Below are 14,345 nucleotides of genomic sequence, written 5' to 3' on the forward strand. Positions count from 1 at the left end.
CCGCCGCACGCATTGGCAGCAGCGCTGCCGCCGTCCTCGCCAGCTGCGGGCGGGCGCCGCCGTTCCGGCACGCCCCTTCCCTCCGGTCGCAGTGTCTATGCTGGGCTTACCGATACCGTGCCCCGCGAGGAATCCAGCGATGCTGCCCAGCTTCCCTTCCGACAAGGCCCTGTCGCGCGGCCTGCTCGATGTCCTGATCCGTGCCGGGCTGATCGCCGTGCTGGTGATGTTCTGCTTCCAGATCTTTCACCCCTTCCTCAACCTGATGCTCTGGTCGCTGATCATGGCGATCACCCTCTATCCGCTGCATCGCCGGCTCAAGGGCAGGCTGGGCAACAGCGACGGCCGCACCGCGACGCTGATCGTGGTGGTCGCCATCGCCATCCTCATGGTGCCGATCTACCTGCTGGGCTCCTCGCTGGCCGACTCGGTGGAGAATGCCCTGACCATGGTCAGGAGCGGCAACGTGCATATCCGCCCCCCCGCCGAGTCGGTCGCCGGCTGGCCGCTGGTGGGCAAGCCGCTGTATGCCTTCTGGCTGCAGGCTTCCACCGATCTGTCCGGCGTGGCGCAGAAGTTCACCCCGCAGATCAAGGAGCTGGTGCTCGCCCTGCTCGGCAAGCTCGCCGGCCTCGGCATGGGCCTGCTGGTGTTCATCGTCGCCCTGGTCATCGCGGGCATCTTCATGGCCTACAGCGAGAGCGGCAGCCGCAGCGCGGTGGAGATCGCCACACGGCTTTCCGGTCCGGAAAAGGGGCCGAAGATCACCGAACTGTGCACCGCCACCATCCGCGCGGTGGCCCAGGGCGTGGTCGGCATCGCCTTCATCCAGATGCTGCTGGTCGGCGTCGCCTTCGTGGTCAAGGGCATTCCCGGCGCCGGCCTGCTGGCCCTGGCGGTGCTGCTGCTCGGCATCATGCAGCTGCCGGCGACGCTGATCACCATCCCGGTGATCGCCTTCGTCTTCACCACCGAGGGCGCCAGCACCACGACCATCGTCTTCGCCATCTACGTGTTCATCGCCGGCCTGGCCGACAACGTGCTCAAGCCGCTGATGCTCGGCCGGGGCGTCGATGTGCCGATGCCGGTGGTGCTGATCGGCGCCCTGGGCGGCATGGTCACCAATGGCGTCATCGGCCTGTTCATCGGTCCGGTGGTCCTGGCGGTCGGCTACCAGCTGTTCTGGCAGTGGGTCAGGGACCAGCCCGGCACCGACAAGCAGTCCTGAGCCCATGGCCCGCGCTCGCTGGCTGCTGCTCGGCGCACTGGGGCTGGGCGGCTGCATGCGCGTGGGGCCGGACTTCCAGCCGCCCGGCGAGGCCTGGCTCGGGCAGTGGCGCAGCCCGGCCATCGAGCAGGCCAGCCAGCAGCGGCCGGAGGCCGACATCCGCGAGTGGTGGCGGGTGTTCGACGATCCGCTGCTCGACCGCCTGATCGCCGAGGCCGATGTCCACAACGCCGGCCTGCGGATCGCCGGCCTGCGGGTGATGGAGGCGCGCGCCCAGCTGGGCATCGCCCGGAGCGGCCGCTACCCGCAGCTGCAGCAGGCCAGCGCCGACAGCATCTACCTGGACCGCAACCAGTCCGGCGGCCGCAATCCGCAGGACAGCCGCTTCTGGCAGCACAGCCTGGGCCTGGACATCGGCTGGGAGCTGGACTTCTGGGGCCGCTTCAGCCGCGCCATCGAGTCGGCGGACGCCGCCTACTTCGCCGCCGAGGCCAACTACGAGGACGTGCTGGTGCTGCTGCGCGCCCAGGTCGCGGATACCTACTTCGCCCTGCGCACCACCGAGGCGCGCCTGCGCGTCGCCCGCCGCAACGCCGAGCAGCAGAAGCGCAGCTTCGAGATCACCGAGCGCCTGTTCGCCAGCGGCGAGAGCGACGAGCTGGACCTACAACAGGCCAAGACCCAGTACCTGGGCACCCTGAGCAGCATCCCCGAGTTCGAGGACCAGGTGGCGCGCACCCGCAACGCCCTGGCCGTGCTGCTCGGCCGCCCGCCCGGGCCGCTGCCGGAGCTGGCCGAACGGGAAGGCCTGATCCCGCTGCTCGACCGCGCCGTGCTGCAGGACGTGCCGGCCGAGCTGCTGCGCCGCCGCCCGGACATCCGCGCCGCCGAGCTCAACGTCGCCGCCCAGTCGGCGCTGATCGGCGTGGCCAGGAGCGATCTGTACCCCTCGCTGAGCCTGCTGGGCAGCATCGTCTGGTCGACCAGCTCGCTGGATGGCGCACCCGACACCCTCGATATGGTCGGCGGCCCCAGCCTACGCTGGAACATCCTCGACTACGGGCGCATCAGCAACAACGTGCGCGTGCAGGACGCCCGCCTGCAGCAGCTGATCGAGGTCTACCGCGACAGCGTGCGCCAGGCCGCACGCGAAGCCGACGATGCCGCCCGCGGCCTGAGCAAGGCGCTGGAGCGCGAACGCATCCTGCGCGAGGCGGCGGTCTCCGCCGAGCGCTCGCTGACCCTGGCCAGCGCCCAGTACCGCGAAGGCTACGCCGACTTCCAGCGCGTGCTGGATGCCCAGCGGGCCCTGCTGGTCCAGCAGGACGGCTACCTGGTCACCCGCAACAGCGCGGTGAGCAGCCTGATCGCCCTGTACAAGGCCCTCGGCGGCGGCTGGCACAGCGCCCGCCCGCGGATCGACGAGGCCAGCCGCATGCAGATGCAGCGCCGCACCGACTGGGGCGATCTGCTGGACGAACCGCCGCCACCCGACGAGGAGCGCGAAGATGAGTGACGAGACGCCGCCCGCCCCTGCGGCCCCGCCTGCCCCGCCGCCCGCCGACCCGGTCTCCCGCGGCGTCAAGGGCGTGCTCGGGGTGATCCTGCTCAGCCTGCTCTGGTACCTGCTGGCCGACCGCTTCACCCCCTACACGCAGCAGGCGCGGGTGCAGGCCTTCGTGGTGCCGGTGGCCGCCGAGGTGGCCGGCCGGGTGACCCGGGTGCGGGTGCGCGACAACCAGATGGTCGAGGCCGGCGAGGTGCTGTTCGAGGTGGACCCCGGGCAGTACCAGATCGCCGTCGAGCGGGCGCGCGCCGACCTCGAGTCGACCCGCCGGCAGATCGCCGCCAGCACCGCCGGCATCGACTCGGCGCTGGCCTCGCTGCGCGCCGCCGAGGCCAACCAGCTCAAGTCGCAGCAGGACCGGGACCGCCTCGAACGGCTGTACCGCGAGGATCCCGGCACCATCTCCCTGCGCCGCCTCGAGGTGTCGCGGGCCACCCACGTGCAGGCCATCAGCCAGGTCGCCGCCGCCCGCGCCGAGGTGCAGCGGGCGCGCGAGCAGCAGGGCGGCAGCGACGAGCAGAACGCCCTGCTGCGCAGCGCCGCCGCCGCCGTGGAGAAGGCCGAGCTGGATCTCGCCAATACCCGGGTACGCGCGCTCTCGGCCGGCATGATCACCGACCTGCGCACCGATGTCGGCCAGTTCGCCGTGGCGGGCAACCCGGTGATGACCCTGATCACCATCCAGGACGTGTGGATCAATGCGGAAATGACCGAGAACAACCTCGGCCGGATCGTGCCGGACACCCCCGTGGCCATAGTGCTGGACGTGCTGCCCGGCGAGGTGTTCGCCGGCAGGGTGCGCAGCGTTGGTTTCGGCGTCAGCGTCGGCCAGAGCACCGCGCCCGGCACCCTGCCCAAGGTGGAGAACAGCCGCGACTGGCTGCGTCCGGCGCAGCGCTTCCCGGTGATCGTCGAGTTCGCCCCCGGCGAGGCGGCCAGGCTGGCCGGCCTGCGCGGCATCCGCGTCGGCGGCCAGGCCGACGTGATGGCGTTCCCGACGGAAGGCAACCCGCTCAACCCGCTCGGCCGCCTGTTCCTCTACCTGATGAGCTGGCTGTCCTATGGCTACTGAGCGCGGGCCCCGCGCCCAGCGCGCGATGCGCCTGGCCAGCGGCAGCGCGCTGTGCCTGGCGGCGAGCTACGCCCTGGGGCTGCCGCTGCCGTTCGTTGCCCCGCTGTTCGCCCTGTTCCTGTTCGCCCGGCTCGACCGCCCGCTGTCGCCCAAGGCCGGGCTGGGCCTGACGCTGGTGGTGATCCTGACCACCGGCAGCGGCCTGCTGCTGATCCCCCTGCTGCGCCATGCCCCGTTCAGCGGCGTGCTGCTGGTCGGCCTGTGCCTGTTCCTGGCCTTCCGCCATGGCCTGGGCGGCGGCAACGCCCTGCTCACCACCTTCCTCACCGTCGGCCTGACCATGATCTCGGCCGCCGGCACCACCGACTTCGGCCTGGCGCTGCTGGTCATCGCCGCCCTGGCGCAGGGCCTGCTGCTCGCCGTGCTGGTGCTGCCCGTCGGCCACTGGCTGTTTCCCGAACCGGCCGGCGCCCGGCCGCCGCCGGCCGAGCCGCGCCTGCCCGCCGCGGAGGCCAACTGGGTGGCGCTGCGCGCCGCCCTGGTGGTGCTGCCGGCCTGGCTGCTGGCGCTGATCGACCCGGCCGGCTACATGGCGATCATCCTCAAGGCGGTCGGTCTCGGCCAGCAGAGCTGCAGCGCCACGGCGCGCGACGCCGCACGCGAGCTGATCGGCTCGACCCTGCTCGGCGGCCTCATGGCCGTGCTGTTCTGGTGGGCGCTCGGCCTGTTCGTGCACCTGTGGATGTTCTTCCTGTGGATGCTGCTGTTCGGCCTGCTGGTGGCGCGCCGGCTCTACGGCCTCGCGCCGACCCGGCTGAGCCCCGGCTTCTGGCTGAACGGCCTGGTGACCATGCTCATCCTGCTCGGCCTGTCGGTCGAGGACAGCGCCAACGGCAAGGACGTCTACGGCGCCTTCGCCCTGCGCATGGGCCTGTTCGTCGCCATCAGCCTGTATGCCTGGCTGATGGTCTACCTGCTCGACCGCTACCGCCAGGGCCGCCTGCGCCAGCCCGGCTGCTGAGGAGATCGCCATGCTGCTCAACCTGCTGGTCGGCATTCCCGCCATGCTGCTGTGCCTGCTCATGGAGGCCTACGTCGTGGTCATGTGCCTGCGCTACTACGTGAACTACTACAGCCGCACCGGCAAGACTGGCGCAGGCGACCAGACCCTGCTGTGGGACTGCCTGGTGCTGGGCCTGGTGATGCTGCTGATGATGCTCGGCTATTTCGTGCAGATCATCCTGTGGGCCGGCCTGTTCATGCTGCTTGGCGAGTTCGACGCGTTCGCCACGTCGATCTACTACTCGGGAGTGACCTTCGCCACCCTCGGCTATGGCGACATCGTCCTCTCCGAGCGCTGGCGCCTGCTCGGCGCCCTGGAAGCCGGCAACGGCGTGCTGATGCTGGGAATCTCCACCGGGGTGATGACCGCCGCGGTGCGGGAGGTGATCAAGCACAACATGGAGAGGCTCGGGCGCGGGTCGAACGGTTAAACTCTGCAGCCTGCCCAGACCGAGGAGGCTGCATGAAGCTCTATCTGTACGACCACTGTCCCTTCTGCGTGCGCGCCGAGATGGTCGCCCACTACAAGCAGGTGCCGGTCGAGCAGGTCTACCTGCTCAACGACGACGAGGCGAGCTGCTTCGCGCTGATCGGCGCCAAGCAGGTGCCGATCCTGCAGTTCGACGACGGCCGCGCCATGGGCGAGAGCCTGGACATCGCCCGCAGGCTGGACGAACTGGGCGATCCGGCGCGGCCGATCCGCCCGCACGGCGACTACCTGCCGATCCAGGAGCACATCAACGAGGTGCGCCTGGCCATCTGGTGCCTGCTGTTCCCCCGCGACATCGCCCTGGGCCTGCCGGAGTTCGCCACGGCGGCGGCGCGCGACTACTTCCAGGCCAAGAAGGAGCAGATCATCCAGCGCCCGTTCAGCCAGGCCCTGGCGGAAACCGCCGAGCACAAGGCCGCCGTCGAGGCGATGCTGGCCAGCCTGCCGGCGTTGCCGCTGCCCAGCGAGAACGGCGGCAGCCTGGGCTGGGACGACGTGCTGCTCTACCCCGGCCTGCGCAACCTGAGCATGGTCAGGGATCTCGCCTTCCCGCCGGCGGTGCGCGCCTACGTCGACGAGGTCGCCCGCCTCACCGAGACCGCCACCTACTTCGAGCGGGCGATCTGAGCGTGCACATCTTCCTCGCCCGCGCCAGACTGGCCGCCGCCATCCTGCTGCCGGCCTGGCTGCTGATCACCCTGCTGCTCAAGCTGTGGCGGCCGGTGATCGCCGGCCGCCCCGAGTGGCAGGTGGCGGCGATCATCGTGCCGCAGATGATCGCCGGCATGGTGTTCGTCATCATCCCCATCACCCAGGGCATCCTCGTCCGCCTCGCCGCCCGCCGGCAGGGCCTGAAGAACGACTGAGCTTCCCATGCACACTCTCGAACAACTGCGCCGCGGCGAACTGGCCGGCGCCCGCCGCCTCGACCTGTCCGCCGGGCTGACCGAGCTTCCCGACGAAATCCTCTCCCTCGCCGACAGCCTCGAGGTACTCAACCTCTCCGGCAACCGCCTGCGCCATCTGCCGGACTGGCTGCCGCGGCTGGGCAAGCTGCGCATCCTGTTCTGCTCGGACAACCCCTTCGAGCAGGTGCCGGAAGTGCTCGGCGACTGCGAAAAGCTGGAGATGGTCGGCTTCAAGGCCTGCCGGATCCGCGAGCTGCCGGTGGCGGCGCTGCCCGCCCGGCTGCGCTGGCTGATCCTCACCGACAACGCCCTGGAGCGCCTGCCGGCCGAGCTGGGCAACTGCCAGCGCCTGCAGAAGATGGCGCTGGCCGGCAACCGCCTGACCGCGCTGCCGGACAGCCTGGCCGACCTGCAGCGCCTCGAGCTGCTGCGCATCTCCGCCAACCGCCTCGACGCCCTGCCCGGCTGGCTGATGGAGCTGCCGCGCCTGGCCTGGCTGGCCTTCGCCGGCAATCCGTGCAGCGATACCCGCGAAGCGCAGGTGCTGGCCGAGCATCCGCTGCCGCCGATCGCCCGCACGAGCATCGCGCTGGGCGAGGTGCTCGGTCAGGGTGCATCGGGGATCATCCAGCGCGCCGAGTGGCGCCTCGACGGCGAGACGGCGCAGCCGATGGCCGCCAAGCTGTTCAAGGGCCACGTCACCAGCGACGGCCTGGCGCACAGCGAGATGGCCGCCTGCCTGGCCGCCGGCGCGCATCCCAACCTGATCGGCGTCGCCGGCCCGCTGGCCGAGCAGGCCGGCGCCGCGCCCGGGCTGCTGCTGGAGCTGATCGACCCGGCCTTCCGGCCGCTGGCCGGGCCGCCGTCGCTGGCCAGCTGCACCCGCGACTGCTACCCCAGCGAGCGCCGTTTCGACCTCGACGAGGCGCTGCGCATCGCCCGCGGCGCGGCCGCGGCGGTCGCCCACCTGCACGGGCGCGGCATCCTGCACGGCGACCTGTACGCCCACAACCTGCTGGTCGACCCGGCCGGCGCCTGCCTGCTCGGCGACTTCGGCGCCGCCTCGTTCTTCGATCCCGCCAGCGCTCAGGGCCGGGCCCTGCAGCGCATCGAGGCGCGCGCCTTCGGCCATCTGCTGGAGGAGCTGCTGCAGCGCTGCCCCGAGGAGCGGCAGCCCGAGCGCCGGCACGCGCTGGCCGGGCTGAGCGAGCGCTGCCTGAGCCCGTGGGTCGGCGAGCGGCCGGACTTCGCCGAGATCCTCGCCGCCCTGCAGGGGGAGCCGCCGGCTACCAGTGTCTGACCAGCAGCTGGATGCCGGCCAGCAGCATGCCGGCGCGGGCGATGCGGTAGAACCACAGGTGGTTGACCTTGTCCTGCAGCCACAGTCCGGCCCACACGCCCAGCGGCACGAAGGGCGCCAGGCTCAGGCTGATCAGCAGGTTGTCCCGGCTGAACTGGCCCAGCCAGGCGTAGGGCACCAGCTTGACCGCGTTGGTGAGCAGGAAGAAGACGTTGATGGTGGCCACGTAGCGCACCTTGTCCAGCTGCTGCGGCAGCAGGTGCATCATGATCGGCGGGCCGCCGGCGTGGGCGACGAAGCTGGTGAAGCCGGCCAGGGTGGACAGCAGGGTACCCTTGCCCTTCGGCGGCGGCAGGCCGGGGCGCGGCTGCGCCGGCCTGAGCAGGTTGGCCAGCACGAAGGCCACGGCGATGCCGCCGATCAGCAGGCCGATCACCCGCTCGTTGAGCAGCTCGAAGGTCAGCGAGCCGATCAGCACGCCGACCAGCGCCCCCGGCAGCATGATCCTCAGGTTGGCCATGTCCCACTTGCCATAGTAGGCGCGCAGGCCGACCAGGTCGGCGACGCAGAGGATCGGCAGCATCACCGCCGCCGCCTGGGTCGGCGCCAGGCCCAGCGCCAGCAGCGGCACGGCGATACCGCCGAGGGCGCCGCCGAAGCCGCCCTTGGACAGGCCGGTGAGTAGCACGGCGGGCAGGCCGAAGAGCAGGAAATCGGTCAGGGACATAGAGGCATCCATGGGCAGCGCAACGCGGGCCGCGCAGTTTAGCGCCCGGGCCGCGGGATGACAGAGGCGGCCGGACTATACTGGCCGAATACCGGACGCCGTCCCAGGGCAATCGCATGACTGGCATCCGGGCTGGCCAATCCGCTACAGGGGCGAATTCATTCGCCCAAATGCCCCGCCAAGGCGAATGAATTCGCCCCGGACCGGGAGCCCCACCCTCCGAGAGCAGAGGAGCCCGCCATGAACACGCTGTCCCAAGCCCACTGCGAAGCCTGCCGCGCCGATGCCCCGCAGGTTTCCGAGCGCGAACTGGCCGAACTGATCCACGAGATCCCCGACTGGAACATCGAGGTGCGCGACGGCGTCATGCAGCTGGAGAAGGTGTTCGCCTTCCCCGACTTCCAGCGCGCGCTGAACTTCACCAACGCGGTCGGCGCCCTCGCCGAGATGGAGGGCCACCACCCGGCGCTGCTCACCGAGTGGGGCAAGGTCACCGTGACCTGGTGGACCCACAAGATCGGCGGCCTGCACCGCAACGACTTCATCATGGCGGCGCGCACCGACCACGCTGCGCAGCACGCCGAAGGCCACCGCCAGTCGTAGCCGCCCGGCAGCCCGCCATGGACCAGGCAACCGAGCGGAACGGCAAGGCGCAGGCTCACTCGCCTGGCGGGGGGAGTTTCCGGGTTAGAATGCCCGCCCCGCCTTCCGAGACCCGCTCCTCCATGCCCGAGCCCCAGCGCCTGCGCCAGATCCTCGTCCTCGGCCTGCCGATCATCGGCGGCATGCTCAGCCAGAGCCTGATCAACCTGGTGGATGCGGCGATGGTCGGCCACCTGGGCGAAACGGCGCTGGCCGGGGTCGGCATCGGCAGCTACGCCAACTTCATGGTCATCGCCCTGGTCATGGGCCTCGGCTCCGGCGTGCAGGCGCTGGTGGCGCGCCGCCGCGGCGAAGGACGCCTGGCCGAAGTGGCCAGCCCGCTCAACGCCGGCCTGCTGCTCGCCCTGCTGGTCGGCCTGCCGCTGGGGCTGCTGTGCTGGTGGGCCGCGCCCTGGATCATCGACCTGCTGGCCGACGACCCGGCGGTGGCCGCCATCGGCCAGGACTACTTCCAGTGGCGGGTGCTGGCGGTCGCCGCGGTCGGCCTGAACTTCGCCTTCCGCGGCTTCTGGAACGGCAGCCACCGCTCGGGCATGTACATGCGCATCCTGCTCGGCATGCACCTGTTCAACGCCGCGCTCAGCTACTGCCTGATCCACGGCCGGCTCGGCCTGCCGGCCCTCGGCGCCGAGGGCTCCGGGCTGGGCACCTGCATCGCCCTGTGGCTCGGCTCGCTGGTCTACGCGGTGCAGACCTGGCGGGTGGCGCGCGGCGGCGGCTTCCTGCGCCAGCGCCCGCCGGCCGTGGAGCTGCGCGTGCTGCTGCGCCTGGCGCTTCCCAACTCGCTGCACCAGTTCCTGTTCGCCACCGGCATCACCATCCTGTTCTGGATCATCGCGCAGATCGGCACCGCCGAGCTGGCGGTGGCCCACGTGCTGATCAACCTGACCCTGCTGCTGATCCTGCCGGCCATCGGCCTGGGCATGGCGGCCACCACCCTGGTCAGCCACAGCCTCGGCGAGGGCGACGTGGAGGCGGCGCACCGCTGGGGCTGGGAGGTGGTGCGCATCGCCGCCTTCGGCCTGGCCCTGCTGGGCGTGCCGTTCTGGCTGTGCCCCGAGGCGATCCTCGGCCTGTTCGTCACCGATCCGGCGCTGATCGAGCTGGGCACCCTGCCGCTGCGCCTGACCGGGCTGGGCATGGTGCTGGACGCCGGCACCCTGGTGCTGACCCAGGCGCTGCTCGGCGCCGGCGCCAGCCGCACGGTGATGGCGATCAGCCTGGGCAACCAGTGGCTGGTGCTGCTGCCGCTGACCTACCTGCTCGGCCCCGTGCTCGGCTACGGCCTGCTGGCGATCTGGAGCCTGTACATCCTGCAGCGCGGCCTGGTGTCGGCGGTGTTCGGCCTGATGTGGCAGCGCCGCGCCTGGGCGCGCATCCAGCTGTAGGGCGACTTGCGCAGCCCGGGAATGCGCACGAAGCTTGCTGCAGACCCCGCGAGAGAGGTGGCCATGAACCAGCCCGAAAAGCCCACCGACAAGCAGCACGAGCGCCCGCTCGGCCTGCGCCAGATGCTGCAGAGCGTGCTGGCCGCCGCCTTCGGCGTGCAGAGCAATCGCAACCGTCAGCGCGACTTCAGCCGTGGCAAGCCCAGTCACTTCATCCTGCTCGGCCTGCTGTTCACCCTGCTGTTCGTGCTGCTGCTGTTCGGCGTGGTGCGCCTGGTGCTGAACCTCGCCGGGGCCGGCTAGCTAGCCGGCCCCGGTATCCCGGGTCACTGCTGGCTGACCCACATCAGCGCGGTGCTCACCGCGATCAGGATCAGGGCCAGTGCGGCCCGGGCGTCGGCCTTGCTGTCGGCGCGGTCGTGGCTGTCGTGCTCGTTCATCGTCGATTCCCCCCGTGGGTCTGCTCCTCCTGAGTCAAGACCACTGCCGGCCGGCGCTCAAGGCCGCTGCCGGCATTCTGCCAGCAGCCATTTCCCGCCGCCTCGCCGCGGCCATGCTAGGCTTTGCGACAGACATCAGCTCACGAACCTGGCGGCGTCACGACATGCACCTCTCCACCGAGTTCAGGATCGATCTGCGTCGCCTGATTCTGCTCCTGGCCGTGACGACCGCCCTGCTGACGCTGGCCAATACCTTCTATGCCAGCTATCAGGCGCAGCGCGTCCTGCTGATCCGCCAGACCCTGGAGGCCAACCGGGTCTACGCCAGCAAGCTCGCCGAGAGCACCGAAAGCCTGCTCGCGGCGGCACGCCAGCAGCTGGCCTACAGCGCCACCCACCTGGCGCCGCAGCTCGACCAGCCGCAGCAACTGGCCATGGAGGCCGAGCGCCTGCGGCTGCAGACCGACAGCTTCAACTCCACCTTCATCGTCCGCGACGACCGCACCCTGCTCGCCGTCTCCCCCCCGACCCTGCACGGCGTGGGCGCCAGCATCGACAGCGACGGCGCCCGCGAGGCCCTGGAAAAGCGCGAGCCGCTGGTGAGCCGGCCCTTCATGTCGGCCAGCGGCCGGCTGGTCATCGCCATCAGCCATCCGATCCACAGCAGCGACGGCCACTACCGCGGCTATGTCGGCGGCGCCATCTACCTGCGCGAGGAGAGCGTGCTCGGCGCCCTGCTCGGCGAGCACTTCTACCGAGACGGCTCCTACCTGTACGTGGTCGACCGCCACGGGCAGGTCCTCTATCACCGAGACTCGGAGCGGGTGGGCGAAACCATGCGCTCCGACCCGGCGCTGGAGGCGGTGATCCGCGGCGAGAGCGGCAGCCGTCGGGTGATCAGCCGCCACGGCGTCGACATGCTGGCCGGCTATGCGCCGGTGCCCAGCACCGGCTGGGGCATAGTCGCCCAGCGGCCGACCCAGGCCGCCCTGGCCGAGCTGAACGAGATGATGCTCGGCATCCTGGGCAACGCGATCCCCGTCTCGCTGCTCACCCTGCTGGGGCTGTGGTGGCTGTCGCGGCTGATCGCCCGGCCGCTCTGGCAACTGGCCAGCAACGCCCGTCACCTCGACTCGCAGGCGGCGGGCGAGCAGATCCGCCAGGTGCGCGCCTGGTACTACGAGGCAGGCCAGCTCAAACAGGCCCTGCTGGCGGGGCTGGCACAGTTCAGCCTGAAGATCGGCCAGCTCAACCTCGACTCGATCACCGACCCGCTGACCGGGCTGCTCAACCGCCGCGGCATGCAGCTCGCCCTCGAACAGTGGCAGCTCAGCGGCCATGCCTATGCGGTGATCGCCATCGACATCGACCACTTCAAGGAGGTCAACGACCGCTTCGGTCACGATGTCGGCGACCAGCTGCTGCGCCACCTCGCCCAGCTGATGCAGCAGATCGCCCGCCAGGCCGACGTGCTGTGCCGCTTCGGCGGCGAGGAATTCGTCATGCTGCTGCCCCGCACCACCCTGGTCGACGCCTGCGGCGTGGCCGAGCGGCTGCGCCAGTGCGTGGCCGACAGCCCGAGCCCGGACGGCACCACGGTGACCATTTCCCTCGGCGTCGCCCATTGCCCCGACAGCCGCAACGGCACCGAGACGGTGCTGAAGAAGGCCGACCAGGCGCTCTACGCGGCCAAGCACCAGGGGCGCAACCGGGTGGTCATCGCCGGCGCGGCCTGATCGGCTGCGGGTGCTACTGGGGGAAGGGGCGCCGATGTGATAAGGTCGCACGCTTTCCATGGATTGACTTCGCCGGCGCCGCAATGCCTTCCCTCCGATCCCTGCTGCGTCTCGATCTGCGCCGCCTGATCCTGCTGCTCACCCTTGCCACGGCACTGCTCACCCTCGCCAATACCTTCTATGCCAGCTACCTGGTGCAGCAGGACCTGCTGATCCAGGAAAGCCTGGAGTCCAACCGCGTCTATGCCGTCAAGCTGGCCGCAAGCACCGAGCACTTCCTCGCCGGCACCCGCCAGCAACTGGCCTACAGCGCCAGCCTGCTGCCCGGGCAGATGCAGGACGAGGAGCGCCTGAACCGGGAGGTCGACCGCCTGCGCCTGCAGACGGTCAGCTTCAACTCGGTATTCGTGGTGGATGCAAGCGGCAAGGTACTGGCTTCCTCGCCGCAGACCCTGCAGCAGGTGGGCAAGACCGTGCAGAGCCACGGCGCCCTGCAGGCACTGAGCGAGCGCCGGCCGCTGATCAGCGCCCCCTACATTTCCGCCCTGGGCAACCTGGTGGTGTTCATTTCCCAGCCGATCCACGACCGCCAGGGCAACTACCTCGGCTACGTCGGCGGCAGCATCTACCTGCAGCAGCACAACATCCTCAACACCCTGCTCGGCGAGCACCACTACAAGGACGGCTCCTACCTGTACGTGATCGACCGCGACCGCCGCCTGCTCTACCACCCGGAAGCCGCGCGGATCGGCGAGGTGGTGCACGGCAACCCGGTGATCGAGGACGTGATCCGCGGGCAGGACGGCAGCCGCCGGCTGATCAACTCGCGCGGCGTGGACATGCTGGCCGGCTACGCGCCCGTGCCCAGCACCGGCTGGGGCATAGTCTCCCAGCGCCCCACCGCCAGCGTCATGGCCAAGCTGCGGAGCCTGATGCTGGGGGTGCTGAGCAATGCCGTGCCCTTCTCGCTGCTCAGCCTGCTGGCCATCTGGGGGCTGGCGCGGATGGTCTCCCAGCCCCTGCGCCAGTTGGCCAACACCGCCCAGCATCTGGACTCGCCGACCGCCAGCGAGCAGATCCACCGGGTACGCTCCTGGTACTACGAGGCGGCCCAGCTCAAGCGTGCCCTGCTCGCCGGCCTGGCCCTGCTGCAGCAGAAGATCGGCCAGCTCAACCTCGACACCCTCACCGACCCGCTCAGCGGCCTGCTCAACCGCCGCGGCCTGCAGGTTGCCCTGGAGCAGTGGGTGCGCGGCGGGCAGCCCTTCGCCGTGCTGGCCCTCGACATCGACCACTTCAAGCTGATCAACGACAACCACGGCCATGAAGCCGGCGACCGGGCGATCCGCCATTTCGCCGGGCTGATGCGCGACTGCTCGCGCCGCGACGACGTCCTCTGCCGCTCGGGCGGCGAGGAGTTCGTCATGCTGCTGCCGGGCACCAGCCTGCACTCCGCCTGCCAGGTCGCCGAACGCCTGCGCCAGCGGACCGAATCCGCCACGGCGCCGAACGGCATCCGCTTCACCCTCTCCGTCGGCGTCGCCCATTGGCCGGACAGCGCACACGAGGTCGACGGCGTGCTGCAGCTGGCCGACCAGGCCCTGTACCGGGCCAAGCGCGAGGGACGCAACCGGGTGAACAGTGCCGCGGCAAGCTGCCAGCCGTGAGGCGATCGCGCGCAAGCCGCGGCTCGGGCTCGGCCTTATCTATTAAGGTTATGTACATATAGTTATTCTTCACTTTGTTGCATAAGCACGAGCTGCT

The 14,345-nt window shown here is 70.3% G+C and carries 14 protein-coding genes; 13 read left to right on the top strand and 1 reads right to left on the bottom strand.

Going from position 1 to position 14,345, the window contains the following annotated elements; genetic code table 11:
* Positions 1–139 precede the first annotated feature (139 nt).
* Genes RA210_RS07030 through RA210_RS07065 form a run of 8 tightly spaced genes read left to right on the top strand, consistent with a single transcriptional unit; the run spans position 140 to position 7,627 of the window.
* The gene (locus tag RA210_RS07030; RefSeq protein ID WP_136488621.1) at positions 140–1,228 is read left to right on the top strand and encodes an AI-2E family transporter; all 1,089 of its coding nucleotides are present in this window, start codon (positions 140–142) and stop codon (positions 1,226–1,228) included.
* Between the two features lie 4 nt (positions 1,229–1,232).
* Entirely contained in the window at positions 1,233–2,744 is a 1,512-nt protein-coding gene (locus tag RA210_RS07035; protein WP_201485889.1) for an efflux transporter outer membrane subunit, read from the top strand.
* Positions 2,737–3,867 (top strand): HlyD family secretion protein, encoded by a 1,131-nt coding sequence (locus RA210_RS07040; RefSeq protein ID WP_201485890.1) that lies wholly within the window; start codon positions 2,737–2,739, stop codon positions 3,865–3,867. The genes RA210_RS07035 and RA210_RS07040 overlap by 8 nt, the downstream gene beginning before the upstream one ends.
* A complete protein-coding gene (locus RA210_RS07045) occupies positions 3,857–4,888 on the top strand; it encodes a DUF2955 domain-containing protein (protein WP_201485891.1) in 1,032 nt (343 codons plus the stop codon). The genes RA210_RS07040 and RA210_RS07045 overlap by 11 nt, the downstream gene beginning before the upstream one ends.
* A gap of 10 nt (positions 4,889–4,898) precedes the next feature.
* Positions 4,899–5,360, top strand: coding sequence for a potassium channel family protein (locus RA210_RS07050; protein ID WP_136488625.1), 462 nt, complete (start codon positions 4,899–4,901; stop codon positions 5,358–5,360).
* A gap of 32 nt (positions 5,361–5,392) precedes the next feature.
* Positions 5,393–6,046, top strand: a complete 654-nt coding sequence (grxB, locus tag RA210_RS07055) for a glutaredoxin 2 (RefSeq protein ID WP_201485892.1) — start codon at positions 5,393–5,395, stop codon at positions 6,044–6,046.
* Between the two features lie 2 nt (positions 6,047–6,048).
* A complete protein-coding gene (locus tag RA210_RS07060; RefSeq protein WP_136488627.1) occupies positions 6,049–6,285 on the top strand; it encodes a hypothetical protein in 237 nt (78 codons plus the stop codon).
* Between the two features lie 7 nt (positions 6,286–6,292).
* On the top strand, positions 6,293–7,627 hold the full coding sequence (locus RA210_RS07065) for a leucine-rich repeat-containing protein kinase family protein (protein ID WP_136488628.1): 1,335 nt from the start codon (positions 6,293–6,295) through the stop codon (positions 7,625–7,627).
* Here RA210_RS07065 and RA210_RS07070 read toward each other — a convergent pair.
* Positions 7,614–8,354: a sulfite exporter TauE/SafE family protein gene (locus tag RA210_RS07070; protein ID WP_136488629.1), complete on the bottom strand. Its 741-nt coding sequence runs from the start codon at positions 8,352–8,354 to the stop codon at positions 7,614–7,616. The genes RA210_RS07065 and RA210_RS07070 overlap by 14 nt on opposite strands.
* 240 nt (positions 8,355–8,594) lie before the next feature.
* On the opposite strand from RA210_RS07070, the gene RA210_RS07075 reads away from it, so the two are divergent.
* From RA210_RS07075 to RA210_RS07095, 5 genes are all read left to right on the top strand, one after another.
* Positions 8,595–8,957, top strand: a complete 363-nt coding sequence (locus RA210_RS07075) for a 4a-hydroxytetrahydrobiopterin dehydratase (protein WP_136488630.1) — start codon at positions 8,595–8,597, stop codon at positions 8,955–8,957.
* A 122-nt stretch (positions 8,958–9,079) separates the two neighbouring features.
* The gene (locus RA210_RS07080; RefSeq protein ID WP_201485893.1) at positions 9,080–10,405 is read left to right on the top strand and encodes an MATE family efflux transporter; all 1,326 of its coding nucleotides are present in this window, start codon (positions 9,080–9,082) and stop codon (positions 10,403–10,405) included.
* Between the two features lie 63 nt (positions 10,406–10,468).
* Complete coding sequence (locus RA210_RS07085; protein ID WP_201485894.1) at positions 10,469–10,708, top strand: DUF2970 domain-containing protein; 240 nt, start codon at positions 10,469–10,471, stop codon at positions 10,706–10,708.
* 301 nt (positions 10,709–11,009) lie between these two features.
* Positions 11,010–12,581, top strand: a complete 1,572-nt coding sequence (locus tag RA210_RS07090; protein ID WP_136488633.1) for a GGDEF domain-containing protein — start codon at positions 11,010–11,012, stop codon at positions 12,579–12,581.
* 83 nt (positions 12,582–12,664) lie between these two features.
* Positions 12,665–14,248, top strand: a complete 1,584-nt coding sequence (locus RA210_RS07095; RefSeq protein ID WP_178084040.1) for a GGDEF domain-containing protein — start codon at positions 12,665–12,667, stop codon at positions 14,246–14,248.
* The last annotated feature ends 97 nt before the right edge of the window (positions 14,249–14,345 follow it).

This window comes from Pseudomonas sp. OF001 (assembly GCF_904426495.1).
GTDB lineage: Bacteria > Pseudomonadota > Gammaproteobacteria > Pseudomonadales > Pseudomonadaceae > Geopseudomonas.